This window comes from Mycolicibacterium tusciae (assembly GCF_002086795.1).
Lineage (GTDB): Bacteria > Actinomycetota > Actinomycetes > Mycobacteriales > Mycobacteriaceae > Mycobacterium > Mycobacterium tusciae.
In genome coordinates this window covers 81041-105998 of the sequence record NZ_MVIM01000017.1, presented here as the reverse complement: position 1 = coordinate 105998, position 24958 = coordinate 81041, and the positions used below count along the sequence as shown (strand labels likewise).

Below are 24958 nucleotides of genomic sequence, written 5' to 3'. Positions count from 1 at the left end.
ATGTGCCGCAACAATCCGATCCTCCATCGCGGCCTCGACTGACTTCTCGAGGTGCCGCGACACGGAGCCGGATCGTCCTTGCGGCCGCCGAACTGATGCATGTTCAGGGCGTCGCGGCGACGACGATAGACGATGTCCTCGCGGCCAGCTCGACAAGCAAATCCCAGTTCTACCAACACTTTGAGGACAAGGGCGAGCTGGTCTACGAGGTGATTACGCAGCGGGCCGACGAAGTGTTGTCGTGGCAGCGGCTACGTCTGGAGAAGGTCGACTCGTTCCGCGGGCTGTACCAGTGGCGCGACGCCATCGTGCAGCGGTGCGCCTTACGTAGCGGCTTCTGGGGGTGCGAACTCGGTTCTCTCGCCGCGGAATTGGCCGATTCCGACGATAAGGCCAGGGTCTCACTTTCCGAGCACTTCGCCGAATGGCAGATGCTGCTCAGAGAGGCTCTGGAGCGCATGCGTGACAACGGCGTCTTGCGTCCGGAGGCCGAGACCCGATCTCTTGCAACAGGTTTGCTCGCGGCCGTCGAGGGCGGCTACCTGCTGTCGCAGACCGGCCGCGACCCGCGACTGATGCAGGCGGCGCTGGACATGGCGATAGGCCATGTGGCGTCGTTCGCGGCCGCCGCCGAAACAATGCGCTGACGGCGACCGCGAACGTCGAAGCGGAAACCGCGGCTAGCGGTGCCGACCAGGGGTTGCCTCTGGCGCGGGCGGTGCGACTACCGACGGGGAGAACGGGTTGGGACCGCCGGGCTCCAGACGCGGCGCCTTCTCGGTCGGCTCGACTGGCGCGGCCGACGTCGTGGTCGTGGTCGTCGTGGTGGTGGTCTCGGGCGCTTCCTCTTCTGATGCGCACGATGCTGTGAGCACCACCATTGCGGTGACTGCGGCGCCACCGGCGACCGCCGCGATACGCCGGCCGAGAACTGACTTCATGGCTGATGTCCTATCTGTGAGTTAACTGAACTATATCGTCCAAACGGGGCGCGGGCCTGACGGATGTCAGCTGCCCGTGCGGGGGTGGGTCGCCGACGGTGCGGGTGGAGCGATCACCGTCGGGGAGAACGGGTTGGGGCCGCCGGGTTCCAGGCGCGGTGCCTTCTCCGTGGGCGAGGCCGGCGCCGCCGTGCTAGTGGTGGTGGTCGTCGTGGTGGTCTCGGGCGCCTGCTCTTCTTCTGTGGCGCACGATGCGGTGAGCACGACCATCGCGGTGACCGCGGCGCCACCGGCGACCAGCGTCAAGCGCCGACCGAGAACTGACTTCATGGTTGAGTCCTATCTGTGTGGTAACTGAACTATATCGTCCAGAAAAGCTTGAAGTCAACGTTTCAAGCCTGGTCAGCGGCCATGGCTAGCGCGCAAGCTAGACGACAAGGTCCAGTTGGCCCGAAAGGTCGCTGGCTGCCGGTCAACCGACCTCCCCGTTACTGTGGGGACATGAAGCTTCGGGTGTTGCCCTACGTCACGGTCGAGGTTGACGATCGGCTGCGGCGTCGGCTGAGGGCCAAGGGCGAGCGGTTGCGCCTCAACGTGCGCGCTTACCTGCTCAGCGCGGCCGATGACGTCGACGCGGCCAGCGACAAAGTTCGCGGATTGTGCGACCGGGCCGTGGACCGGGTCGATGCCGCGGTCGCAGGGGTCAACGACAAGATTGCGCCGTCAGCGGCATCGCCCGATGGGGGGCGTGCCGGGCATGATGGGCGGCCCGTCGTTGGACGCCCGCACCTGGCGGCCGTCCGCGAAGCCGGCTAGACGGTGCGGGGACTGCCCGCGCGCCCGCCGACGAAGAACCCTCCGGCGATCACCACCAGGCCGACGATCGCCACCGGGATGGCCCAGGTGCGCCGTTGCGAGATCGCCGACGAGCACAGTGCCGCGTAATCCGTGTGCGGAATGACCTCGTTGAGGATCGGCAGATTCACCGGGTTGTTGTTGTCCGCTTCACGGGCGGCCGAGTCGTCGGCGGCGATGGCGTTGCCGCAGCCGATGCTCTGGCCCTCGGGTCCTGCCACCGATACGGGCATGAGCAGACCGATGACACCGACGAGCAACACGACCGCCCCTGCCAGCAAAACCAACCGTCGCAGATTCATGCTCGGTTTAATGCCCACTCGACCGGAGGCCAAACCTCGATGAAGAACAGGGAGGCGCGGACGGCGAATGGGTACAACGCCCCCTATGTTGTCCTTGTCGGATGTGCCGGCAGTGGTCGGTGTTTGTCTCGGAGGAGCTGATCCCCTTTGGTAGGCCATGGGCTGGCGGTGCTGTTCGCCTTCCTCGCAGCGCTGTTCCTCGCCGTCGGCATCGTGGTCCGGCAGCGAGCCACCATGGATGTCCCCGAGGACAAGGGCGTCAGCCCCACCATGGTCCTGACGCTGATCCGCCGTCCGCTGTGGTGGGCCGGGACCGCCGCGGCGGTCGCCGGCTTCGCGTTTCAGGCCGTCGCGCTGGCCTACGGGTCACTTCTGCTGGTCCAACCCATCCTCGTCTCGGCGCTGTTGTTCGCGCTCCCGCTGAGCGCGCGGCTGGCCAATCGCCGGGTCACCCGCGGTGAGTGGCTGTGGGCGTTGCTGCTCACCGCCTCCCTGGCAGTGTTCGTGTTGTTGGCCAAGACCAGTGCCGGTGACTACGAGGCCTCGGTACCGCTCACGTTGATCGTGGCCGTGGTGTGCGTCGTGGCGGTGTCGGCGTGTGTGTTCGTCGCGATCCGCAATCCCGGGTGGCGACGGGCGGTGCTACTCGCGGTGGCGGTGGGTGTGCTCTTCGGTGTTGTCGCAATGCTCACCAAGCTCGTGATGTACCTGCTGACCGAGGACGGGGTGCGGACCGTCTTCACCTCGCCGGGGGTCTATCTACTCGTGGTGGTCGGCGTCATCGCGGTGTTGTTGCAGCAGTCGGCATTTCACGCGGGCTCTTTGCAGATGTCGGTGCCGACGATGCTGGTGCTCGAACCGCTCGTCGCCGTGTTGCTGGGCGCCGTGGTGCTCGGCGAGCACATGGACGTCAACGGCGTCAAAGCCGTCGCGATCACGGTCGCGCTACTCGCGATGCTGGCCGCAACCGTGGCTCTCGGACGCGAGGAGGGTGCGCTGGAAGAAGAACTCGAGGCCGCTATCGCGAAGCGGGAGCACTGAGCAACCCTTCGGTCGTGGGCAGCCGGAACGTCATCTGCACGGACGTCCCGTCATCCGTTCCGACGACATCGACGTGATCGCTGACGGAGCTGATGAGCAGTAGGCCCCTGCCGCGGGTTCCGGGGTCGGCGGGCGGCGTCTTCCACGAACCCGAATCGACGACACTGACGCGCACCTGGCCGTCGCGCACCTCGGCCTCCACGCGCATACGCCCCGGATCGTGTCCCCGATACGCGTGCTCGACGCAGTTGGAGCAGGCCTCGTTGACCACCAGGATGATGTCGTCCGCGAGCGGTGACTCGACCTGGTGGGTGCGCAACCATTCCGCCAACCGGTGCCGGACGTCGCTCAACAGCCTCGGCGCCGCCTCGTCGTCGATCAGTAAGGCCGACGGCGGGCATCGGTACACGACGATCGCGACGTCGTCGTCGTAGCCCCCTTCCGGAGCGAGCCGGCGCAGGATCTCGTCGGCCACCGCTTCGACCGGCAGGTCAACGGTTTCGGACACCACCTCGGCCGCGCGGTCGATCTGTTCGTCGATCGCCATGTCACGCCGCTCGACAAGGCCGTCGGTGTACAGCAGCAGGGTCGAACCGGCCGTCAACGATCGCGAGGCCTGCGGTCGGGGCCCGTCCCGGTGCACCGCGAGCGGCACCGAGTGACCATCGGTGAGCAGCTCCGGGCGCTCCGCACCGCTGTCGAACACCGGCGGCACGTGGCCGGCACTGCTATAGCGCAGCGTTTGGGAGTCCAGGTCGGCGACAGCGACGAACACCGTGGCGCAGAACGCATCCGGGATCAATTCGGCCACCGAGTCGAGCTGTTCGAGCACCCTGGCGGGTTCAGCGCTGGTGAGCAGCAGGGCGCGCGTCGACGCACGCAACTGGCCCATGACCGCCGCGGCGGCCAGACCGCGGCCCACGCAGTCGCCGACGATGATGCCGATGCGGTTCTCGCCGACCGGAAGCACGTCGTAGAAGTCGCCGCCGATCTCCAGCGGAGGAACCGCGGGCTCGTACCGCACGGCGCAGCCGACGGGCAGCGTCGTTGCGGGCAGCAGCGAACGCTGCAGGGTCAGTGAGGTTTCACGCGCGATCTCGAACTGTCGCACATGCTGCATGGCCAGACTGATGTGTCCGAACAACGCCATGACGAGCTGACGGTCCTCGTCGCTGACCCGGCGCGGAATCCGGTGCTCTAGGCATACGACGACGTCGCGAGCACCCGAGGTCACCGCCACGAACCCGCGCGTCGTCCCCGCGCTGGGCACGGCTCCGACCGGCGTGACCGTCAAAGGCAACCAGTCGCGGGCATCGTCGAGGGTGCGCCGCCAATCCTCGTCGAGTTCACGCCAATTCGAAACAGCGGGCTCGCCTGCGGTGTGGACAACCGGATCGCCCTCGCCCTGCGGCCACACGACGGCGATCAGGCGTTGCGTGTCGAGCCGAGATCGGGACTGGGTCAGTGCGGCCGACAACACCTCGTCCACGTTTCGGGCCACGCTGACTGCGGTGGCCAACCGCGCCACCGCTCGTTCGCGCTCCGCCACGGCGTGCGTGGCGGTCACGTCGCGCATGGTCCCGACGTAGGCGTGATGGTCGGTGCGTTGCTCCCTCACCGCGTTGATGCTGATCGCCACCCACCGAACGGTTCCGTCGCGATGACGGATCGCGGTATCGGTAGCGATGGAGCCGTGCTCGCTCAGTGCGGACAGCCGCTGATTCGTCGCGGTCTCGTCGGTCACCCATGGATACGGGGCCCGGTAGGGCAACCCGTCGGGGCCATACCCGGTGATGTCGACGAAGGCGTCGTTGATCTCAACGATGGCCCCGGTGTGATCCGCGACGTAGAAGCCCTCTTGCAATGAATTCACCAGTGCATCGCGGAACTCGTCGCGGTCGGCCAGATCCTCCGCACGGGCCCGCTGCTGTTCGTAACGCCTTGTACCGTCCAGAAATCCACGAGTCGCCACATCCAGCGCAGCCAGTGTCTGCAACAGGAACTGCAGCGGGGCGTCGGGATCGATCGACATGTCCTGCTTCATCTCGACGACGAATCGAGCGTGATTCTCGATGATCTCGAGCATGCTCATCCGGTCGCTCAAGGCGCGCCTACCGAGTTCGTGTCCGACCGCCAGACTGGCCTCGGACCCCGACTTGACGTACTCGGTCAGAGCCGCGGCGTAGTGCGCGTAGAAGTCCCCGGCACCCGGATCGTCGCTCACGCGGTACCTCGATGACGGGCCGCCAGCACCAGCGCGTCGTCGGTCTCCCTGCCGTAGCGGCCCACGAGTTGTTCGGCGATTGTCGTTGCGTGGGCGGCGAAGTCGATGTCGTTGAGGTGTTGTTCGGCGATGCCGTCGCTCGACATGACCAGCAGGTCGCCGGGGGAGATCGGCACGTGGGTGGGAGAAAGGCTCTGCGGTATCCGGTATCCGACGATGCCCCCGACCAGTAGCGCAGAGGAACGAACCTCGACTCCGCTCGGATGCTTGGCAACGAGATCGGCCGCCACGTTGCCGATACCGATCCAATTCAGCTCGTTGGCCTCGAAGTCGACGCAGGCCAATGTCATTGCGACGCCGCGTGTTTCAGTCAAAGCGAGATGACAGCGCTGTATCAACACATCCAGCGGGTCGGCGCGGCCCCGGTCCACGACCTCGGCCGCCAACTGCGCGGCCACAGCCGCCGCCTCGCCGTGGCCCAGGCCGTCGATCACCCCGAACAGCGCGCCACCCTCGCCGATGTCGAATGCCACCGGATGATCGCCGCACACCACCTCCCCCGACCGCGGGCGGCGAACCGCGGCCCATTCGATGGGCCCGAACTTGCCATGCCTAAACACTTTCGGGTATCCACTTCCACATCTCGATGACGGTGCCGCGGCCCGTCTCCGACTCGATCTGCAGTCGATCCATCAGCCTGCGCGCACCGGGCAGTCCGAGCCCGAGTCCGCGTCCGGTGGAGTAGCCGTCGTCAAGCGCGCGTTCCACGTCGGCTATGCCCGGACCGTCGTCCTCGGCCCTCACCACCAGCGCCTGCCTGCCGTCGCGGAGCTGAACTCCGACGCGGACCTCGCCTCGACCGGCGTAACTCGTTATGTTGCGGGCGATTTCGGAGATCGCCGTCGCAATCATCGTGACGTCGGTCAGCGAGAATCCGAGCTGCTTGGCGAGTTCGTGCCCCGCTTGGCGCGCGGTGACGATGTCATCGGAGTCGTTGATGTCGACCACGAAGTCAGTCGGCATGGACATTTCCGGGGTCGCGTCCGATCGCCGGTTTCCGATCCTCGAGCTTCCGATTCGGCAGATGCCGACTCAGTAGAGCGAGGCCTTCTTCCAGATCCAGCGCGGTGTGCATGTCGTCGAATGTGAGTCCCAACTGGACCATGGCGAACGCCACCTCGGGCTGCAGGCCCACGATCACCGTGTCCGCACCGCGCAGCCGGGTCATATGCGCGATCGTTCGAAGTGACCGGGCTGCAAACGAATCCATCACATCGATCGCGGTCACGTCGACGATGATGCCGTGCGCGCGGTATCGGCTGACCCGCTCCATCAGGTCATGGCGAAGCTGTTCGGTGTCGGAGTCCGAGAGTGCGGCCTGCACCGAGGCGATGAGGATCGTGCCCTGCTTGAGGATGGGAACTGCCATGAAGATCCTGCGCCGTGCCTCGCGTTAGCCGGGTTGCTCGCCGGTGCGGGTCACCTCGTAGCCGAGCAGCCGTTCGGCCTCCTCGATGCCACCCTGCAGGTCGCCGACGGCGTTCATCTTCGACAGGTCGAGACCGATCGTCACCAGGGTCAGCGCGATTTCCGACGACAGCCCGGTGATGATCACGCTGGCACCCATCAGTCCCGACGCGTCGACGGTCTGCACAAGATGGTTGGCCACCGTGGAGTCGATGGTGGGCACACCGGTGATGTCGATGACGACGACCTTGGCGCGGTTGGCGCGGATGGCCCGCAGCAGCTGTTCGGTGACCTGTCGTGCACGTTGACTGTCGAGGACGCCGATGATCGGCAGAATCAGCAGTTGCTCACGCACCTGCAGCACCGGTGTCGACAGCTCGCGGATCGCTTCCTGCTGCTGGCGGATGATGCGCTCGCGTTCCTGCACGAATCCGACGGCCACCGTGTTGGCGATGCGGTTCGCGGCGGGCTCGTACGCGTCGAGCACGCGGTTGAGCAGTTCAAAGTCGGTTTGGTACTTCTCGAACAGTGAGCGGGCCAGCACGTCGCGCAGCAGCAGCACGATGCCGACCACCTCGTTGGTCTCCACACCTCGCGGAATGATGCGCTCGGACAGATCGCGTGCGTAGTCCTGCAGCGCTTCCACACTGCCGGTCTCGAGCACTTCGACGTAGCTGTCGTACACCGTGGTCGCCTCCGAGAAGATCTCCTCGGGCGACATCGCGGTCAACAACTCCGCTTCGGTGATCCTGCGTGCCCACTCCTCGCGCAGCGCGGTGCGGTTCTGTCTGAGGTGCTCCACCAGTTGCGGTAACAAGCCCTCGGTCGAGACGCTCGCGCTGGCCACATCTGTCGGATAGGACATCGAAGAAACCTCCCCGGCTTTCCGCTGCTGTTTTGACCCTAGCCTGCGGGTCTGGGGCTGCGGTGTGGAAGCAAAGATCTATCGTTCGGCGACAACAGGTTAAGCTCGGCGCACCGCCGTGACCAGTTTGCGGCGCTGACTTAAGGAAAGCCGTGCCCGCGAAGGATCTGATCACCACCTCGGTCAGCTACGACGACGACGGCGTCGCTGTGCTTGCGGTCAGCGGCGAAATAGATCTGGCCACCATCCCGGCGTTCGAGGCGGCCATTGCAGACGCGCTCGCCCAGCGACCCAAGGCGTTGATCGTCGATCTCTCTGCGGTGGACTTCCTCGCGTCGGCGGGGCTCCAGGCGTTGGTGGCCACTCACGAGAAGATCGGCGGCTCCGCGGGGTTCGCGGTTGTCGCCGACGGTCCGGCCACGAGTCGGCCCATCCAGTTAACCGGCTTGGACCAGGTTTTGTCGCTCTCATCGTCGGTCGCCGAAGCGAAGGGTTCGGTTGTCCGGTGACAACGATCGCCAACGGAGAAATTCGTCGGGCGGCTTGCTCAGCGTTCGGCTAAAGTTCCGGATGCCGGTTTGATCTTGGTAGCAGCTGGCATTGGTCGGGACAGTAAGGACTGAGACATGAGGTCAGTTTTGGGTCGCCGCGTGGCGGCCATCGCCGGCGGCGCCGCGGTCACCGCGATGGTTGTGCTCACCGCATCGTGCTCCAGCGAAGAAGAGGCACCGAGCGAGACCACCGAGACCACCACCTCGGAGACCACCACGACCACGACGTCGGCCGCGCCGGTCGAGCCGACTGAGAAGGCGCCGCGTCTGGAGCCCGGTGGCCCCAACCCGTTCTCCCCGTCGGTGATCGCCCCGCCGGCCCCGTCGGCCACGCACCCCCGAACGGGCTAGCACCGGCTGGGCGGAATTCTCGCAAGTACGCTGGTTGGAGTGAAGGCGCGGCATATCGGCGTGCTGGCGTTGGTTGCCGTCAGCGTGATGATGCTCGTTTCCGACCTACGACTGACGTCTTCGCGTCCCGGCACAGACGGCGGCGATGCCATCGCAGGGCCGTACTCGTACCTGCTTGCCAGCTCCACCGATCTGGGGCCGTCGCACAACGACAACGCCCAGCTGACCCTCGCGCTGCATGGGCCGGCGCGCCCGGACGGCGTTTTCGACTGGGCGCACAGCCAGGGCCTGGACGTCAGGTGGAAGCCGGGGCGGGCCTGGGCGGTGCTCGAGGGCGCGGCGGAGAAGGTGGCCGACGCATTCGACGTCGAGGTCCATGACTACCGCGGTAAGCGCGGTCAGGTGTTCTACGCGTCGCCGCAACAGCCCTCGATTCCCGAGGCGCTGACCCCCGAGGTCGCCGAGGTGGGACGGATCCTGGGCTACCTGCCACACCACACGTCGCAGACGCGGATGTTTCCGCTCGACGTGCCGGACAAGGGACTGAAGCCCAGCGCACTGTTGAACACCTACAACGCTTCGCGGCTGGCCGCCGACGGCTATACGGGCAAGGGCACCACGATCGTGTTCTTCGCCTTCGACGGTTTCGACCAGTCCGATCTGGACGCGTTCGCGACCACGTACGGGCTGCCCCAGTTCACGCCGGAAGTCGTCGGTGGCGAGCTCGACGACCCGCGCGGCGAGACGACGATGGATCTCGAAGTCGCCCACGCCGTGGCACCGGATGCGCGCAAGGTCGTGTTCAGCGCCCAGTCGACGATCTCCGGCGACGGCACGTTCGAGAAGATCGGCGAGTTGTTCGCCGAAGCCGATCGCCGCTATCCCGGCGCGATCTGGAGCTTTTCGATCGGATGGGGTTGCGACAAACTCATCACCGCCGCCGATCTCGCACCGGCGCGGGAAGCACTCGCGGCGGCACAGGCGAACGGCACTACCGCGTTCAACGCGAGCGGCGATCTCGCCGGCCTGGAGTGCAAGGGTGGCGACGACTGGTCGTCTCCGCCCGGCGACGCCGATATCGGGCTGGACTCGCTGGCGTCACTGCCGGAGATGACCGATGTCGGCGGCACGACGCTGTCCACCGACGCCGACGGCAGGTGGCTTGCCGAGCAGGCCTGGTACGACGTCCCGCTGTCGGTCGGCAGCGGCGGCGGGGTTTCCAACCTGTTCGACCGCCCGGAATGGCAACGGGCTGTGATGCCCGACAGCGATACCGAGCGCAGGCTGACGCCGGACGTCGCGGCCGTCGCCGACCCCTTCACCGGCGTGCGCATCATCTTCAAGGGAACCGAACTGGTCGGTGGCGGGACCTCGCAGTCCGCGCCGATCTGGGCGGGCCTTGCCGCGGTGATGAACCAGTACCTGCTCGCCAACGGCGGGCAGCTGATCGGTGCCTTCAATCCGCTGCTCTACCGGATCGCCGAGGGGGCGCCGCTGCCCGCGTTCCGTGACGTGACGCTCGGCGCCAACGCCGTCGCCGAGGCCGGACCGGGTTACGACCTCATCACCGGGCTCGGTACCCCAGATGTCGACAACCTCGTACGCAACCTGCTGATCCTCCAAGAGGCGGCCGAATGACGACTCCCGACGATTCCGTCCCGACAACGGAATGCCGCATCTGCAAGACCGACGTACCGGACGGCGAGTACTGCGGACTGTGCGGATGCCACCTGCAACCGCGGCCTGGCGAGGGCCCGGACTGGTTGCGCCTCAAGAACTTCGGGGCGGCGCCGAACGAGCACCTGCTGCAGCTGTCGTTGGCCAGTTCGCTGTTCCCTCAGGTGGCGCAGCGCTCCCGAACGGCGTTCCGGCTGGGTCTGGTGGTGCTGCTGGTGTGCCTCGTCGCATTCACACTGCTGCGTCTGCCCGCCGCCCTGATCACCGTCGGCACGTTGGGCCTGCCCGTGCTGTACCTCATTTATCTCCGCGAGTCGGATGCCTTCCGCGACTTCCCGGTCAGCACATTGGTGCTCACCGCGGTGCTCGGCGTTGGATTCGGGGTGGGATGGGTCCTGCTCACGGGTGCGATGGTCGCCCGCTCGTACGAGGTCGGTCTGGGCTCGGCCATCACGGGCATGCGGATGCTCCGCGTAGGGATCGGCATCCCCCTGGGCGGGGTGATCCTGATGCTGATGCCGGCTGTGATCGTGAGGGTGTTCCGACCGTCCTCACGAGAAGCGTTGGACGGCTTCAGGATCGGTATGCTGGGCGCCTTCGCGTTCATGGCCGCGGCGGCGATGACGCGGTCGGTTCCGCTGTTCGGGACCGGGGCCATCAGCAAGCGCCCACTGGAGAGCCTGCTCGTCGAGGCGGGCATCAGGGGCATCTCGATACCGTTGATCACTGCGGCCGCTGGTGGATTGATCGGTGCTGCACTGTGGTTCACCCGCCCGGCAAGTAAGAAAGACCAGCACCCCGGCATGGTGCGGCTGGTTCTCGTCGGCCTCGCGGCGGCGATCCTCGCCGTCTATCTCGGGCTGGGCCTGATCGACGTCGCCCGTGTCCCGCAGTTGTTGATGCTGGTGCTCTATCTGGCACTGACGCTGGTCGCCATGCTGGTGTTGCGCATCGGTTTGCATCTGGCGCTGCTGCACGAGGTGCACGACGAGATCCAGTCGGATGAGCCGCTGTTGTGTACGCACTGCGGACATGTGGTGCCGGACATGGCTTTCTGCCCCGCGTGCGGGGTGGCGACGCGGGCATCGTCACGGTCGTCACGCGAAGACCGGCGCGACGCCCGTCCGGTGCGTGAAGGTCCCGACACGCCGTGACCACGACGACGACGGATTTCTTTCCCGGATACGCGGTTCCGGCCGGCACGTACGAGGCGCCCCAGCCGCGTCGCACGTCGCGCACACGGTTGGTGCTGATATGGTTCGCCACCATCGCCGTCGTGGCGGGGGCGCTGGTCGGGCTGTCGGCGATGATCAGCAAGCCCCCCGCGCGCTACATGTGCCCGCCGGAGTGCGGCAGGCCGCCGACGGGTACGCCGGTCACGATAAACCCACGCTTCACCGCCGCCGACGGCACGTTCTCGGTGTCGCATCCCGCGCCCAGTTCGGCTTACCGCATCACCACCGAGCCGAACAAGGTGATGGCCGAGTTCCTTGGCGGTGATGGCGGCAGCATGCAGTTCTTCAGTGTTCCCGTCGCCGGCCGGTCACCTGAGCAGATCGCTGAAGAACTGGTGAGCAAGATGTTTCCCGATACCCGGACCGCGTACGAGATTCCCAACGCGATGGTCGGCTACCAGCGCGGGTTCGGAGAGATCGTCGACTGGTGGCCGCAGGGTGCCAACAGCAATTACCAGAGGATGCGGGTGCTGATCATGGTCGCCATCAAGAACGATCTCGCTCTCGTGGCCTCGGCGGTGGGGCCCTACCACGAATTCGGACCCGACTTCGGGTTCGGCAAGCCCTCCGGCGCCAACACCCAGATCGCTTTGGATATGGGCAAATACGTCAACAGCTTCAGCTGGCAGGGCGACCCGCCGCGCTAGTGGGTGGTCGCGTTAGCCCCCATAGTGAACGCCAGGGAAGGGGGTCGCACAAAGTATCGTGACATGGATGCGGTTCGTCGGACCGGCGCGACGCAGACGGCTCGTCCGAAGACTTCGACGAATCGCAATCGCTCCCGCGCTGTTTCTGGCAGGGGTCCTCGGCCTTGCCATCGACATCGCTGCATTCAGCGAGCAATCCGACCCCGTCTCGGCGTATGCGGCAATCGTTCTCGGCGCGGCCGTCGACGACGACGAGCCGTCACCGGTGTTCGAGGAGCGATTGCGGCATGCTGCCGAGCTGTTTCGGTCCGGCCGAGTCGGTTGGATCGTCGTGACAGGCGGCGTCGGGCAGGGCGACACGCTTGCCGAATCCGAGGCCGGCCGCGAGTGGCTGATCGGGGCGGGCATCCCGGAGGACCGTCTGCTCATCGAGGCGCAATCGCGCACCACCAAGCAGAATTTCGTTTTCGCCCAGCCGCTGCTTTCCGAACATGGCCTGGACCGAGTGCTGATTGTCACCGACCCGCTGCACATGCGCCGCGCCACGCGCGTCGCCGCCCACCTAGGGCTTGACGCGCACCCGTCGCCCACTCCCACCAGCGCCTTCAAGACCGTTCACACGAAGATTCCGATGCTGTTGCGCGAGGTGTATCACAGCGTGCTGTACTACGCGACGCGTCAGTGAGCTTGTCCTGTCCTGCTATACGGACGCCCGCACCTTGGCCGCCGCCTGCTCCGGCATCGGCTCGTAGCGAGCAAAGGATCGCGTGAAGGATCCGGCGCCGTGCGCGAGGGACCGGAGGTCGATCGCGTACCGGGTCAACTCGACCTCGGGTATCTCGGCCTTCACGACGGTGCGGTCCTCGCCGACCTTGTCCGTGCCCACCACGCGGCCGCGCCGGCCGGCCAGGTCGCTCATCACGGCGCCGACGAAATCGTCGGGCACCACGACCGAGACCTCGTCGACCGGTTCGAGCAGGTTCACTTTGGTCGCCGAAGCCGCCTCACGCAGCGCGAGCCCGCCTGCCATTTGGAACGCGAAGTCGGATGAGTCGACGCTGTGCGCTTTTCCGTCGAACAGCGTCACCTTGATGTCGACGACCGGATAGCCCGAGCCCGCCCCGTTGAGAAGGCCCTTCTCCATCTGAGCGCGCACACCCTTTTCCACGCTCGGAATGAACTGCCGTGGAACGGAACCGCCGACGACCTTGTCGACGAACTCGAAACCGGACCCTTCCGGCAGCGGCTCCACCTCGATGTCGCATACCGCGAACTGGCCGTGGCCGCCGGACTGCTTGACATGCCGCCCATGTCCTTTGGCCTTGCCGCCCAGCGTTTCTCGCAGGGGCACCCGTAACTCGACGGTGTCGACGGCGACGCCGTAGCGGCGTGCCAGCGCGTCGAGCACCACACCGGAATGCGCCTCGCCCATGGTCCACAACACGATCTGATGTGTCTCGGGGTTCTGTTCGATGCGCAGCGTCGGATCCTCGGCCGCAAGCCGCTGCAACCCGACCGCAAGCTTGTCCTCGTCGGTCTTGGCGTGTGGTTGAATGGCCATGGGCAGCAACGGTTCTGGCATGGTCCATGGTTTGAGCACCAACGGGTCCGCCTTCGCGGACAGCGTGTCGCCGGTCTCGGCGCGCGACAGCCGTCCGATGGCGCAGATGTCACCGGCCACCACCTGCGGTGCGGGCCGCTGTTGCTTGCCGAGTGGGAATGACAGCGTGCCGATGCGCTCGTCCTCGTCATGGTCGGCGTGGCCGGCCGTCCAACGGGGGTCGCCGTGGCCGGGGGAGGAGCCGTTGGCGCCGTAGAACGACGAGAAGTGGCCGGACACATGCACGGTCGCGTCGGGGGAGATGGTCCCGGAGAACACCCGCACCAGGCTGACGCGGCCCAGATACGGGTCCGACGTGGTCTTGACGACCTCGGCGAGGAGGGGGCCGGCCGGATCACATGGCAAGCTGTTGCGGGACTTGCCCTGCGGGGTGAACACCTCGGGGAGCTGGTGTTCGGGCGGGGACGGGAATCCGCTGGTGATGACCTCCAGCAACTCGTGGGTGCCCACGCCGGTGGTGCTGCACACGGGGATGACCGGAAAGAACGACCCGCGCGCGACGGCCTTCTCGAGATCGTCGATCAACACCGACTGATCGATCTCCTCGCCGCCGAGATAACGCTCCATGAGCGTTTCGTCCTCGGACTCCTCGATGATTCCCTCGATCAGGCTGCCGCGCAGCTCGTCGATCGCGTTGCGGTAGGAGGTGTCGGGTTCGTGGGACGCGGTGCGCTTGCCGTCGGCGTATTCGAAGTGGGTCTGCGAGAGCAATCCGATGAGCCCTGTGCACGGCCCGCCGGCGGTGCCGACAATTGAGCCGGAGTCGGCGGGGAGGTACAGCGGCAGCACCTTGTCGCCGAACGCCTGCTGCGCCGCCGTCAGCGCGTTGTCGTAGTTCGCGCGGGCGTGGTCGAGTTTCGTGATGAGGACGGCCCGCGGCATCCCGACCTGGCTGCACTCCAGCCACAGCGACTTGGTCGGCTCGTCGATCTGCTCGTTGGATGCGATGACGAACAGCGCGCAGTCCGCGGCTCGCAGCCCGGCGCGCAGTTCGCCGACGAAGTCGGCGTAGCCGGGTGTGTCGATCAGGTTGACCTTGACGCCGTCGTGCTCCAGTGACGCCAGGGCGAGACCGACCGAGCGCTGCTGCGAGATCTCCGCCTCGTCGCAATCGCAGACGGTGGTCCCGTCGACGACCGATCCCGGTCTGTTGAGTACTCCGGCGGCGACCAGTAACGCCTCGACGAGTGTTGTCTTGCCGCCACCCGATGGGCCCACCAGCACCACGTTGCGGATGGCGGCCGGACTGTCCGCGGTGGGGGCAGCTCCGGCTTGGGAAGTTGTCGTCTTGTCGGCCATGACGTTTCCTCCAGGTTCGTTGAACCAGAATTCTCCGAACCGTCACCGAGCACAAGGGAATGACACAACTCGTGGCGTGTGGCCTCAGAGCATCCGACGGAGGTGACGGGTCACGCCTGCCACGCCGACCACCGCCCGACGGTGATCGTGACGACGGGACCGTCGAGTGCAAGCCTTTGGTACTGAACGTATTTGCGCCGCAGCAGCGCATAGCCGCTCGCCATCTCATCACCGCTGTGGTGGATCTCGGCGACGCCGTCGGCCCGCACCCACCATAGCTGGGTCCAGTCTTCGTCGTAGTTGTCGACGAGCACGCTCACCCGGGGGTTGGCCTCGATGTTGGTCAGCCGCTGCAACCGTTTGGTGGACTTACGTTTGGCGTCGACGGCGGTGTAGATGACTGGTTGTTCGCGGTCGGTGTTGACCGCGAACACCACGGGCACAATGTGTGGCGCGCCGTCGGGCCCGACGGTGGCGAGCATCGCAACGGGCGATTGCGCGAACAAGGCCGCAGCGTCGATTTGGGCCATGGCATTCAGACTATTCCGAACCCTCGATGCATGCCTGCGTGGTCGGAAGCACCTCAGCGCAGCTGCTCGCGGTCGCCCGTGCGAGAAGCGCGTACAGATCGTGCTGCTCCGAATCGCTCAGCGGGGCGAGTACCCGTTGTTCGACGACAGAGAGCACCTTCTCGATCTCGGTGAGCTTGCGTGTGCCCGCCGCGGTCAGCATCACGGTGTGCCGCCGGCGGTCTGCGGTGGAGCGCCTGCGCTCGATGAGGCCGCCGGACTCGAGTTCGTTAAGCAGGCCCACCACGTTCGTCGCGTCGATTCCGAGCATCGCGGTCAGGTCGGACTGATTCTGTCCACCGAGGTCACGCAGCAGAGTCAGGGCGACGACGTGCCGCGCGCGTAGACCGAAGGCGATCAACTCCACTTCGGCCTCGGTCTGCATGCGCCGCGCCAGGTGCACGAGCAGCGGCGCGGACAGTTCTGGCACGTCATCAGCCTACGGGAATATGCATATGATCTATTTGGTATAGATAGCTTGTTATCCACTAACTATCTATGATGGAGGAATTGATGAACCAGTTGCTGCACATCGACTCGTCGGTCCAGGGCGATCAATCCGTCAGCCGCCGTCTCACCGCCCGTGCCGTCCAGCGGTGGCGCGACGCCCACCCGGAGGGCTCTGTCGTGTATCGCGACCTGGCGAGGGATTCGATTCCGCACTTCGGTGACGCGACGTCGCCGGCGTTGACCACCGAACTCATCGGCGAGATCAAGCGCGCCGACACGGTGGTGCTCGGACTTCCGCTGTACAACTTCGGCCCGCCGAGCACGGTCAAGGCGTGGGTGGACCACATCGTCGCGCCCGGGCTGTCGATCGACGCCGAAACGGGGGCGGGTCTGCTCGGCGATACCGAGTTCGTCGTGCTCGAAAGTCGCGGCGGCGGCTACGGTCCGGGCACACCCCGGGAGGGTTGGGATCACGCTGAATCTTGGTTGCCCCATGCGGTGTCGATGACGGGCTTGTCGCCTCGCTTCATCGTCGCCGAACTGACGATGGCGGATGTCAATCCCGCGATGGCTGAGCTCAAACCGCTTGCGGCCGCGAGCCTGAACCAGGCTATGGAGACGATTGATGCGCTGTGGGAAGTCGGTGAGAACGCTGCCTGAGGCCCAGTTGGTGGTCGATAGTTGAAGGCGTGAGTTCCGGCACCGCGGCGTTCCTGACCGAGATGATGGCCGAGGCGCCCGATCCGGATACGGGGTCCGCGCGCGAGGATTTCCAATGCGTGGTCCGCGGGCTGGGCCACTTCTACGGCGGCGGTAGCGGGAGAGTCTTCGCGCAACTGATCGGCGAGGCGCAGTTCGACCCGCTGGTGAACGCGGAACTGCACACTCACGTGGTCGAAGGCGCGATGTGCGGATTCGCCGTGTGACGGGTGTGACGCAGAGCACGACCCGTTCTTCGGGTACGGAGTTCCGGGCATCGTGTTCCATCACCGCGGGCATCAGCGCTGAGTGGTACCGCTGTCAGCGTGGTCCGCGCGGCTGGGGCGCGACGCTGATGGGTGACCGCGTCACCGGTGTGCGCGTCACCCCGATCTCGGGCGGCCGAGTACTGCGCGGCCGCGGGTTCTGCGGCCGCACCGTCTGCGCCGGAGGGGGGTCGATGGGCTCGGCCGACGTCGCAGGCGGTGGCGGCGGCACCTCGCTGCTGGCCGTCCGTTCGGTCGACACCGCCGTCGTGGTCGACGGCGCCTCGGTCGGCGCCGTGGTCTCCACTTCCGGGCCGGGATTGCGAACGATCAACAGAACTGCCGAGACCACCAGCGCCGCCGCGGCGGCCCCGGCGGCGATCCACACGGCCAGCACATGCCTGCCGCGGTACCAGGGCGCCGGCGCGGGTTCGAAGTACCAGGTGTCCGCGTCGAAGGCGTCGAACGCCCCCGGGGGGTGGTCGTGCGGCGCCGGTTCGTAGTCGTCGGCCGGACCCGACTCCAGCAGCGTCTCGTCGCCGTCCGAGTCCTCGGATTCCGAGGGCGTTTCAGGCAGGTCGCCGATCAGGTAATCGAAATCCCCCGAGGCTTCGCGTTCGGCCACACACTGATGCTATCGCTGTTACCTGCGCATATGTGCGGCAACCGAAGTCGTGTGAACACGCACACGGTCTGGCGTGATCACGGTAGGGTCGAGCGCCGCATATGCAATCGTTTCACGCCGCGTCGCACAGCCGTCATGTCTGCGCCACTGCGCCGCTTCCCCGCCATCGGAAGGTTCGGCAATGAAGTTCTCACGCCTCACGGCGGCCGCGGCCGCATCGGTCCTTCTGCTCACCGGTCTGATCGGCTGCGCACCTCCGGAGAAGAACAACGCGGAGGAGCAGACAGAATCCGGGGTCAACGCCCGTGCGGCCACGTCGGCCGAGGACTTCGGCGGCATGGACGGTCTGGTCGAGGCCGCCAAGAAGGAGGGCGAGCTGAATGTGATTGCGCTGCCGCCTACTTGGGCTAACTACGCTGCCATCATCAAGGCGTTCGAGGACAAGTACGGGATCAAAGTGAACTCGGGACAGCCCGACGCGTCGAGCAAGGAGGAGATCAATGCCGCGAACCAGCAGCGGGGCCGCAGCACCGCGCCTGACGTGTTCGACCTCGGCCAGTCGGTGGCGCTGGCCAATACCGCGATGTTCGCGCCCTACAAGGTGGCGGTATGGGACGACATCCCGATGGCATACAAGGAGCGCGAAGGGGCGTGGGTCAACGACTACGGCGGTTACATGTCGATCGGTTTCGATTCCGCCAAGGTGCCGCCGGTCACCTCGGTCAACGATCTGCTCAAGCCCGAATACAACGGCAAGGTCGCACTCAACGGCGATCCGACCCAGGCCGGTGCCGCGTTCTCCGGCGTGCTGATGGTCGCACTGTCGCAGGGCGGTTCGGCCGACGACATCGCGCCGGGTGTGGAGTTCTTCCGCAAGCTCAACGAGGCGGGCAACTTCTTGCCGGTCGACCCGACCCCGGCGACCATAGAGTCCGGCCAGACCCCGGTGGTCATCGACTGGAACTATCTCAACGCGGTCGAGACGAAGAAGCTCCCGTCGTGGCAGGTGCTGGTTCCGCCGGACCATGCGGTCGCGGGCTACTACTACCAGGCGATCAACAAGGACGCCCCGCATCCCGCGGCAGCGCGGCTGTGGCAGGAGTTCCTCTTCAGCGACGAGGGCCAGAACCTTTACGCGGCAGGCGGTGTGCGTCCGGTGCGAGCGGACAACATGATGGCGGACGGCTCTCTGGATCAGGCGGTCGCGGCGTCGATCCCGGTGATCGACGGGCCGGTCACCGTGCCGAGCCCCGAGCAGACCGACAAGGCCACTGCGTATCTCTCCGACAACTGGGCTGAAGCGATCGGCTGACGTGCCGGGCGGAACGCAACTACGCAACCGACTCACAGAGGCCCTGCCCCTGCTGCCGTTCTTCGCGGTCGTCGTGGTGTTCCTGGTGATCCCGACGGTGACGGTGATCGTCAACGCGTTCGTCGTGGACGGCGCGTTCTCCCTCAGCCGCATCGGCGCGCTCTTCTCGTCGACAGCGCTCGGGGCGCTGTGGTCCAGCGTGCTGTTGTCGGCCAGCACGGCGATCATCGGCGCGGTGCTCGGAGCGGTGCTGGCGTGGCTGATCGTGAGCAGCCCGCCCACGTCGATGGTGCGCAGGGCGGTGATCTCGTTGTGCAGCGTGCTGGCTCAGTTCGGGGGTGTGGCACTGGCTTTCGCGTTCCTGGCGACGATCGGCATCAACGGCGTGCTGACAGTGTGGGTGCAGGAGGTCTTCGGCTGGAATCTGTCCGGTTCGGGATGGCTCTACGGCCTGGCCGGGCTGATACTCGTGTACACGTACTTCCAGATCCCGCTGATGGTGATCGTCTTCCTGCCCGCACTCGAAGGCATCCGCGAGCAATGGCGCGAAGCCGCCGTCAGTCTCGGCGCGTCGAAGTGGCAGTACTTCCGTGAGGTGGCCGTACCACTGCTGACGCCGGCTTTCCTCGGATCGGCATTGTTGTTGTTCGCCAACGCCTTTGCCGCCTACGCGACCGCAGCCGCGTTGGTGAGCCAGGGCAGCCCGATCGTGCCCCTGCTCATTCGGTCCGCGTTGGTCAGTGAGGTGGTGCTCGGTCAGTCCGGGTTCGCCTACGCGCTCGCGCTCGAGATGATCGTCGTCGTCGCGGTGGTGATGGCGGCCTACAACGTCCTGGTGCGGCGCACGGCGCGGTGGCTGCGATGAAACGTCCAGCCCGCGCCGGGCTCTGGGTGTTGTTCGGCCTGTTCTTCCTGTTTCCGCTGTACGCCATGGCGGATTTCTCCACCCGCCGACTCGTCGATGACGGCCGCACATGGCAGGCCTGGACGAGCCTCGTCACCGACGACGCGCTGTATCAGGCGATCGTGGTCTCACTGCTGCTTGCCGTGTTCACAGTCGTTGCGACGCTGGTGGTCCTGGTCCCGACGATGATCTGGGTCCGACTGCGCTCGCCGTGGGCCAGGGGCGCAGTGGAGTTTTTGTGCCTGCTGCCGCTGACGATCCCCGCGTTGGTGATCGTGGTCGGGCTACGCAATGTGTACCTGTGGGTGGCGTACTTCTTTGGTGAATCCCCGCTGACGCTGACGTTCGTCTACGTGGTGCTGGTGCTGCCGTTCGCCTACCGCGCGCTCGATGCGGCCTTGTCGTCGATCGACCTGCAGACCCTCACTGAAGCGGCACGGTCGCTGGGCGCGGGATGGGGGACGACGATGCTGCGGATCGTGGTGCCCAACATCTGGTCCGGGATTCTTTCTGCCGCCTTCATATCGATCGCGGTGGTGCTCGGCGAATACACGATCGCGTCGCTCTCCGGGTTCGAGACGCTGCAGGTGCAGATCGTCGGGATCGGTAAGACGGACGGTCCGACGTCGGTGGCCGCCTCGCTGGCGGTGTTGGTGTTCGGCTTCGTGCTGCTGCTTGTCCTGTCGCTGGTGACACGCGGGCGCAGACGAGTCCAAGGAGTGACCGCATGAACGCGAAAACGCAGGGTACGGCCGTCGATGTGGCCGGCCTGACACGGTTGTACGGCGACGTCAAGGCCCTCGACGGGCTGACGCTGCACATCGAACCATCCGAACTTGTTGCGCTGCTTGGTCCGTCGGGCTGCGGCAAGACCACCGCGCTGCGCATCCTCGCGGGCCTCGACGACGCCACGTCGGGCACGGTGTCCGTCGGCGGTCGCGATGTCAGCCGCGTCCCTGCCAACAAGCGTGACATGGGCATGGTGTTCCAGGCGTACAGCCTCTTCCCGCATCTGACCGTGCTCGACAACGTCGCATTCGGGTTGAAGATGCGCGGAAAAGGCAAGCTCGAGAGGATATCTCGGGCCGTCGATATGCTCGACCTGGTCGGTTTGGGTGCGCACAAGGCAAAGTACGCGCACGAGTTGTCGGGCGGGCAGCAGCAACGGGTCGCGCTGGCGCGTGCGCTGGCGATCCAGCCGCGGGTACTGCTGCTCGACGAGCCGCTTTCGGCGCTGGACGCCAAGGTCCGCGCGCAGTTGCGTGACGAGATACGTCGGGTGCAACTCGAGGTCGGCATCACGACGCTGTTCGTCACCCACGATCAGGAGGAGGCGCTCGCCGTCGCCGACCGGGTGGGTGTCATGAATCAGGGCAGGCTCGAACAGCTGGCCACGCCCGCCGACCTGTACGCCACCCCGGCGACACCGTTTGTCGCGGAGTTCGTGGGGTTGAACAACAAAGTGCCCGTGCAGGTTTCGGGTGGCCGCGCGCAGCTGCTCGGCACCGCGGTGCCGACGCTGCCCGGCTCGATCACGTCGGGCACCGGGCTGGCGATGGTGCGCCCGGAGGCTGTCACCGTCACCGCCGGGCCGGCCGGCGGTGCTGGAACGCCCAAGGTCAGCTCGATCGCGTTCCTGGGACCGATCTCGCGCGTCTACGTCGCGATGCCGGACGGTTCGGTGATCAACGCCCAGATATCGGGCGCGGCGGCCAGGGCGCTGACCCCTGGCGATCCCGTCACCGTCGGAATCGAGCCGGGCGGTGTGCTGGTCGTCAGACGTCCTTGACGGGTTCGATGCCGAGGTCGCGGTAGGTGACCAGCGCCGCGAACGGCACATCGCGTTTCGCGAAGCGCCTGGCCGCGACGTCGCCGCGATCCACCATCGGGATCACGCCGGCGACGACGGCGCCGACGGCGACGACGCGCTCGAGTGCGATCTCGGTGGAACCGCCGGTGCTGATCACATCGTCCACGAGCAGCACCCGGGTTCCCGGCTCGAGCCTGGTCCCCTCGATCCACTGCTCGCGACCGCGCGACTTCTGTTCCTTGCGTACGGAGAACCAGGCCTTACCGGTCACCATCGCGACACCGATGGCGATCGAGTCGGCGCCCATGGTGAGCCCACCGACCGCGTCGAACTCGATGCCGTTCAGCGCGGCCAGGTCGGCGATGGCGCGGCTGACGATCGTCAGGCGTTCCCCGTTGTCGATGGCGTACTTGCCGTCGATGTAGTCATGGCTGAGCTGACCGCTGGCCAGCTTGAAGGGTTCCTCGCGGTGCTCGTAACCGCGGGTGCGGATCAGCTCGAACGCTGCTGGCCAGGTCTCGGGGCGTGCGCTCGCATCTGCCATAGGGCGATCGTATTTCAGTCCCCCCGGGCGCGACGCGCCAGCTCGACGGTCGCCGAACGCAATTGGTCGTACGAGTCGATCGGGTCGGCGTAACCGATCCGCGTGTAGGCGATGCCCCGTTCGGTCGTCAGCCGCAGATCGAGGCCGTAGCGGTCGGCGCCGGTGCAGGTCGCCGCGGTGGTGTCCGGGTAACCGCCGAGCGCCCTGGCCATCGCGGCGAGCGAGTCGGCGTGATCGGCGTTCAGATGAGCGATCGCCCCCGCCGCGTGCGGCGCAACCGGGTCCGGCGTGGCAGCGCAGTAGTCCTCGCCGGTGGTCGACTCCATTCGGCCGTAGCCGCCGACCCAGCGCACCCGCTGCACGCGCAGCACCCAGAGGGTGAAGTCGCTGTAGTCGATGTAGTACTTGGCAGCCGCGACCGCAGCCAGATGTGCGTCGCGGGCCCAGGCCAACTCGTCGCCCGTCGGGGCTTCCACTACGCCGGCCAGGGTCACGCGGCCGCTGGCCAGCGGATCGGACTCCGAGCTCGGTGCGACGATCGCGATGCTGGCCCTCGGGTCGCCCGCGAGATTACGACCGTGCTCGGCGAGGTTCGAAACGCACAACACCGGTGCGCCGCCGAGCAATCCGTACGTCACGAACGACGCCCACGGATCGCCGGCTTCGGTCAGCGTGGCCAGCGTGCCCGTATTGGTCGACGCCGCGATGGTGCGGGCCTCCTCGGCCGCGGACGGGCGGGTGGAATTGGCCACTTCGGTGAGCGGGGGAGGGACCGAGGGGGCATCGCCCGGGTCGCCGTGATCGCGGTTCGCCACGAACGAACGATACTCGGGCTCAGTCCTTCTGCAGACCCGCGGTGATATCGGCGACGACGGCGTCGATACGGTCCCTGTCGAGCTCGATCGACCTGGACGCGGCGTCGGTGGCCTTCCGAAGAGCCTCGTTGAGCCGCTGCTCGACTGTCGGTGCACCCAACCGCAGCAGACCGTCCGCGATGAAGGTCCCGGTGAGGTGGTGGTGGCCGTTGAGCGTCACCTCGACGGTTTCGGCGTCGTCGGTGGCGGTGAACGTCTCGTTCTTCATCTTGTGCAGCTGCTCGTCCATCAGCGACTGCAGCCGCTGCGCCTGCTGCAGCACAGCGGCCACGTCGGGATGCATGTCGTCGGTCACTCGTCGTCGTCCTGCTCGTCGTCGTGTTCGCGCGGCCCGCCGTCCTGCACTTCGCGGCGGCGGCGGTTACCGACGACGCCCTCGGTCCACGGGCGGTCCTCAACGTACAGATCCTCGTCGGGTGCCGTGCGCGGATCGCGACGCTTCTCCTTGCCCTGCTGTGCGCCGTGTCCCCCGTGCATGGGCGCCATGCCGCCCATCCCGCCGGCCATGCCTCCCGGCGCGGCCGCGGCGGCCGCGGGCGCCGCGGACACCGGCATGGGTGGGGCGGGCGCGACGGTCTCGGCCGACACCGCGGGTGAAAGTGGTGCCGATCCGGCGCCACCGCCCGCTCCACCGCCCGAGCCGCCGCCCGATCCACCACCTGCCCCCGCGGGGCGCAGGCTCGGGTCGGTGGGTGCTCTCGGCGAGCCCGTCTGGGGTCCTCCGCCCTCCGATCCGCCTACGCTGCTCGCGGAAGGGCCTGCGCCCGAGGGTGATTCACCGCCGGATGGCGATCCTCCTCCGGAGCCGCCACCTTGCCCCGCACCTGCTTGATGCTGCGAGGTGCCCATCGACTCGCCCATCTTCTGGGCCATCGCTGCGGGATCACCGGTGGGCTCAGCGCCGCCACCACCACCGTCGCCGCCACCGCCGCCCCCGGGGGCGAAGCTGTCGGCCGGTTTGAACGGCGGATCCACCGGCCGCACCGGTGTGAACGTCGCCTCGCCGGCGTACTGCTGGCGTAACTCGTCGGACAGCGCCTGTAGCTCTGCCAACCGCCGGCGGGCCAGATCGATCTGTCTTTGAATCCCGGCCTGCGGCCCGGGCGCGTCGGCGAGCTCCTTTATGCGCGCTTCCAGCGCGACGTACTCGTCGTAGATGGGAACGTGGGCGGCCTTTGCCTTCTCATGTGCGTTGAGGATCTTCGATGCGGCCTCGGCCAGCTCGTGCCACGCCTCCGACAGCTGCGCCAGCCAGTTACCGAACGCGGTCATTCGCGCGTAGGCCGCGTCGGCGGCGTCGCCCTCCCAGTCGCCGGGCGGAGGTTTCGGCTTGTTGCCCTTGACCCGGTTGGACGCCGCCGACCAGTACAGCATCGCGTTCTTCAGCGAAGCGCCGGTGTCCGGTGCGCTCAGTTCGATCTGCGTCTGGATGACGTTGCGATATCCGCTGGCATCAAGGAGCCGCGGAGTACCTGCGGGAGCCGGGATTTCGGGCGCTGGTGTCGGCGGAGAAGGAATGCTGATGGCGTCGACGGCAGCGGCCCGTTCGGGATTGTCGAGCGCGATGCCGTACTCGTCGTCGACCTTCTGGTAGGCCTGCGCGGCGATCTCGAGCATCTCTGCGACGCGCTGATTCTCGACCTTCGCCCACTCCTCGAACTCTTTGAGCGACTGCGCGTTCTGGTTGAGGTTGGCGATCGCGTCGGCCGTCGAGGGCACCGCGTCCGGCGGCGCCACGACGTCCTCAGCAGGGTTGTGCCAGTTCTGGCCCTTCATCTCTGCGGCTTGGCTGGTGAGCGAACCGGGGTTGACCCGCTGGACCGACATC

Annotated in this window: 31 protein-coding genes; 15 read left to right on the top strand and 16 right to left on the bottom strand. The window is 66.7% G+C overall.

The window, feature by feature from the left end:
- The first annotated feature begins 2 nt into the window (after nucleotides 1–2).
- Complete coding sequence (locus BST47_RS24745) at nucleotides 3–647, top strand: TetR/AcrR family transcriptional regulator (protein WP_083128326.1); 645 nt, start codon at nucleotides 3–5, stop codon at nucleotides 645–647.
- Nucleotides 648–680: 33 nt separating this feature from the next.
- On the opposite strand, the gene BST47_RS24740 is transcribed toward BST47_RS24745, so the two are convergent.
- Entirely contained in the window at nucleotides 681–941 is a 261-nt protein-coding gene (locus BST47_RS24740; RefSeq protein WP_083128325.1) for a hypothetical protein, read from the bottom strand.
- A gap of 66 nt (nucleotides 942–1007) precedes the next feature.
- Entirely contained in the window at nucleotides 1008–1271 is a 264-nt protein-coding gene (locus tag BST47_RS24735) for a hypothetical protein (protein WP_083128324.1), read from the bottom strand.
- A 171-nt stretch (nucleotides 1272–1442) separates the two neighbouring features.
- Here BST47_RS24735 and BST47_RS24730 point away from each other — a divergent pair, with 171 nt between their 5' ends.
- Nucleotides 1443–1757 (top strand): hypothetical protein, encoded by a 315-nt coding sequence (locus tag BST47_RS24730; protein ID WP_083128323.1) that lies wholly within the window; start codon nucleotides 1443–1445, stop codon nucleotides 1755–1757.
- Here BST47_RS24730 and BST47_RS24725 read toward each other — a convergent pair.
- Entirely contained in the window at nucleotides 1754–2098 is a 345-nt protein-coding gene (locus tag BST47_RS24725) for an aminopeptidase (protein WP_083128322.1), read from the bottom strand. The genes BST47_RS24730 and BST47_RS24725 overlap by 4 nt on opposite strands.
- Before the next feature lie 147 nt (nucleotides 2099–2245).
- Between BST47_RS24725 and BST47_RS24720 the strand changes: the two genes are divergently transcribed.
- On the top strand, nucleotides 2246–3139 hold the full coding sequence (locus BST47_RS24720; RefSeq protein WP_083128321.1) for a DMT family transporter: 894 nt from the start codon (nucleotides 2246–2248) through the stop codon (nucleotides 3137–3139).
- Here the strand turns inward: BST47_RS24720 and BST47_RS24715 are convergent.
- From BST47_RS24715 to BST47_RS24695, 5 genes are read right to left on the bottom strand one after another with little or no spacing between them, the layout of a single operon-like run.
- Complete coding sequence (locus tag BST47_RS24715; protein ID WP_083128320.1) at nucleotides 3117–5363, bottom strand: SpoIIE family protein phosphatase; 2247 nt, start codon at nucleotides 5361–5363, stop codon at nucleotides 3117–3119. The two genes, BST47_RS24720 and BST47_RS24715, sit on opposite strands and share 23 nt — an antisense overlap.
- Nucleotides 5360–5983 (bottom strand): SpoIIE family protein phosphatase, encoded by a 624-nt coding sequence (locus BST47_RS24710; RefSeq protein ID WP_083128319.1) that lies wholly within the window; start codon nucleotides 5981–5983, stop codon nucleotides 5360–5362. Before BST47_RS24710 ends, BST47_RS24715 begins: the two co-directional genes overlap by 4 nt.
- Nucleotides 5976–6386 carry an anti-sigma regulatory factor gene (locus tag BST47_RS24705; protein WP_083128318.1) on the bottom strand — a complete coding sequence of 137 codons (411 nt, stop codon included), beginning with the start codon at nucleotides 6384–6386 and terminating at the stop codon, nucleotides 5976–5978. Before BST47_RS24705 ends, BST47_RS24710 begins: the two co-directional genes overlap by 8 nt.
- Nucleotides 6376–6792: an STAS domain-containing protein gene (locus tag BST47_RS24700; RefSeq protein ID WP_083128317.1), complete on the bottom strand. Its 417-nt coding sequence runs from the start codon at nucleotides 6790–6792 to the stop codon at nucleotides 6376–6378. The genes BST47_RS24705 and BST47_RS24700 overlap by 11 nt, the downstream gene beginning before the upstream one ends.
- A 24-nt stretch (nucleotides 6793–6816) precedes the next feature.
- Entirely contained in the window at nucleotides 6817–7695 is an 879-nt protein-coding gene (locus BST47_RS24695; protein WP_083128316.1) for an STAS domain-containing protein, read from the bottom strand.
- Between the two features lie 152 nt (nucleotides 7696–7847).
- Here BST47_RS24695 and BST47_RS24690 point away from each other — a divergent pair, with 152 nt between their 5' ends.
- The 6 genes from BST47_RS24690 (at nucleotide 7848) to BST47_RS24665 (ending at nucleotide 12841) form a co-directional block, all read left to right on the top strand.
- Entirely contained in the window at nucleotides 7848–8204 is a 357-nt protein-coding gene (locus tag BST47_RS24690; RefSeq protein WP_083128315.1) for an STAS domain-containing protein, read from the top strand.
- 117 nt (nucleotides 8205–8321) lie between these two features.
- Entirely contained in the window at nucleotides 8322–8597 is a 276-nt protein-coding gene (locus tag BST47_RS24685) for a hypothetical protein (protein WP_083128314.1), read from the top strand.
- Between the two features lie 39 nt (nucleotides 8598–8636).
- Nucleotides 8637–10235, top strand: a complete 1599-nt coding sequence (locus BST47_RS24680) for a S53 family peptidase (protein ID WP_083128313.1) — start codon at nucleotides 8637–8639, stop codon at nucleotides 10233–10235.
- A complete protein-coding gene (locus BST47_RS24675) occupies nucleotides 10232–11428 on the top strand; it encodes a zinc ribbon domain-containing protein (protein ID WP_083128312.1) in 1197 nt (398 codons plus the stop codon). The genes BST47_RS24680 and BST47_RS24675 overlap by 4 nt, the downstream gene beginning before the upstream one ends.
- Complete coding sequence (locus tag BST47_RS24670; protein ID WP_083128311.1) at nucleotides 11425–12156, top strand: hypothetical protein; 732 nt, start codon at nucleotides 11425–11427, stop codon at nucleotides 12154–12156. Before BST47_RS24675 ends, BST47_RS24670 begins: the two co-directional genes overlap by 4 nt.
- A gap of 67 nt (nucleotides 12157–12223) precedes the next feature.
- Nucleotides 12224–12841 carry a YdcF family protein gene (locus BST47_RS24665; RefSeq protein WP_083128310.1) on the top strand — a complete coding sequence of 206 codons (618 nt, stop codon included), beginning with the start codon at nucleotides 12224–12226 and terminating at the stop codon, nucleotides 12839–12841.
- Nucleotides 12842–12856: 15 nt separating this feature from the next.
- On the opposite strand, the gene BST47_RS24660 is transcribed toward BST47_RS24665, so the two are convergent.
- The 3 genes from BST47_RS24660 to BST47_RS24650 form a co-directional block, all read right to left on the bottom strand.
- Nucleotides 12857–15076, bottom strand: coding sequence for an elongation factor G-like protein EF-G2 (locus BST47_RS24660; RefSeq protein WP_083128309.1), 2220 nt, complete (start codon nucleotides 15074–15076; stop codon nucleotides 12857–12859).
- Nucleotides 15077–15186: 110 nt separating this feature from the next.
- On the bottom strand, nucleotides 15187–15606 hold the full coding sequence (locus tag BST47_RS24655) for a TIGR03668 family PPOX class F420-dependent oxidoreductase (protein ID WP_083128308.1): 420 nt from the start codon (nucleotides 15604–15606) through the stop codon (nucleotides 15187–15189).
- A gap of 10 nt (nucleotides 15607–15616) precedes the next feature.
- Nucleotides 15617–16075 carry a MarR family winged helix-turn-helix transcriptional regulator gene (locus BST47_RS24650; protein ID WP_107529077.1) on the bottom strand — a complete coding sequence of 153 codons (459 nt, stop codon included), beginning with the start codon at nucleotides 16073–16075 and terminating at the stop codon, nucleotides 15617–15619.
- A gap of 83 nt (nucleotides 16076–16158) precedes the next feature.
- On the opposite strand from BST47_RS24650, the gene BST47_RS24645 reads away from it, so the two are divergent.
- Together BST47_RS24645 and BST47_RS24640 are read left to right on the top strand one after the other, a co-directional pair.
- On the top strand, nucleotides 16159–16755 hold the full coding sequence (locus tag BST47_RS24645) for an FMN-dependent NADH-azoreductase (protein ID WP_083128342.1): 597 nt from the start codon (nucleotides 16159–16161) through the stop codon (nucleotides 16753–16755).
- Between the two features lie 29 nt (nucleotides 16756–16784).
- Nucleotides 16785–17021, top strand: coding sequence for a TetR-like C-terminal domain-containing protein (locus BST47_RS24640; RefSeq protein WP_234809847.1), 237 nt, complete (start codon nucleotides 16785–16787; stop codon nucleotides 17019–17021).
- A gap of 94 nt (nucleotides 17022–17115) precedes the next feature.
- On the opposite strand, the gene BST47_RS30470 is transcribed toward BST47_RS24640, so the two are convergent.
- Nucleotides 17116–17685: a hypothetical protein gene (locus tag BST47_RS30470; protein ID WP_083128307.1), complete on the bottom strand. Its 570-nt coding sequence runs from the start codon at nucleotides 17683–17685 to the stop codon at nucleotides 17116–17118.
- A gap of 181 nt (nucleotides 17686–17866) precedes the next feature.
- On the opposite strand from BST47_RS30470, the gene BST47_RS24630 reads away from it, so the two are divergent.
- The 4 genes from BST47_RS24630 to BST47_RS24615 are packed head-to-tail and all read left to right on the top strand — an operon-like array spanning nucleotide 17867 to nucleotide 21690.
- A complete protein-coding gene (locus tag BST47_RS24630) occupies nucleotides 17867–18997 on the top strand; it encodes an ABC transporter substrate-binding protein (RefSeq protein WP_083128306.1) in 1131 nt (376 codons plus the stop codon).
- A 1-nt stretch (nucleotide 18998) separates the two neighbouring features.
- Nucleotides 18999–19862 (top strand): ABC transporter permease, encoded by an 864-nt coding sequence (locus BST47_RS24625; protein WP_083128305.1) that lies wholly within the window; start codon nucleotides 18999–19001, stop codon nucleotides 19860–19862.
- Nucleotides 19859–20632: an ABC transporter permease gene (locus BST47_RS24620; RefSeq protein WP_083128304.1), complete on the top strand. Its 774-nt coding sequence runs from the start codon at nucleotides 19859–19861 to the stop codon at nucleotides 20630–20632. Before BST47_RS24625 ends, BST47_RS24620 begins: the two co-directional genes overlap by 4 nt.
- Entirely contained in the window at nucleotides 20629–21690 is a 1062-nt protein-coding gene (locus tag BST47_RS24615; protein WP_083128303.1) for an ABC transporter ATP-binding protein, read from the top strand. Before BST47_RS24620 ends, BST47_RS24615 begins: the two co-directional genes overlap by 4 nt.
- Here BST47_RS24615 and BST47_RS24610 read toward each other — a convergent pair.
- Genes BST47_RS24610 through BST47_RS24595 form a run of 4 tightly spaced genes read right to left on the bottom strand, consistent with a single transcriptional unit; the run spans nucleotide 21677 to nucleotide 24957 of the window.
- Entirely contained in the window at nucleotides 21677–22255 is a 579-nt protein-coding gene (locus BST47_RS24610; protein ID WP_083128302.1) for an orotate phosphoribosyltransferase, read from the bottom strand. The two genes, BST47_RS24615 and BST47_RS24610, sit on opposite strands and share 14 nt — an antisense overlap.
- Before the next feature lie 14 nt (nucleotides 22256–22269).
- Nucleotides 22270–23070, bottom strand: a complete 801-nt coding sequence (locus BST47_RS24605) for a HugZ family pyridoxamine 5'-phosphate oxidase (RefSeq protein ID WP_083128301.1) — start codon at nucleotides 23068–23070, stop codon at nucleotides 22270–22272.
- Between the two features lie 19 nt (nucleotides 23071–23089).
- Nucleotides 23090–23425: a YbaB/EbfC family nucleoid-associated protein gene (locus BST47_RS24600; RefSeq protein WP_083128300.1), complete on the bottom strand. Its 336-nt coding sequence runs from the start codon at nucleotides 23423–23425 to the stop codon at nucleotides 23090–23092.
- A complete protein-coding gene (locus BST47_RS24595) occupies nucleotides 23422–24957 on the bottom strand; it encodes a PPE domain-containing protein (RefSeq protein ID WP_083128299.1) in 1536 nt (511 codons plus the stop codon). The genes BST47_RS24600 and BST47_RS24595 overlap by 4 nt, the downstream gene beginning before the upstream one ends.
- Nucleotide 24958 lies beyond the last annotated feature (1 nt).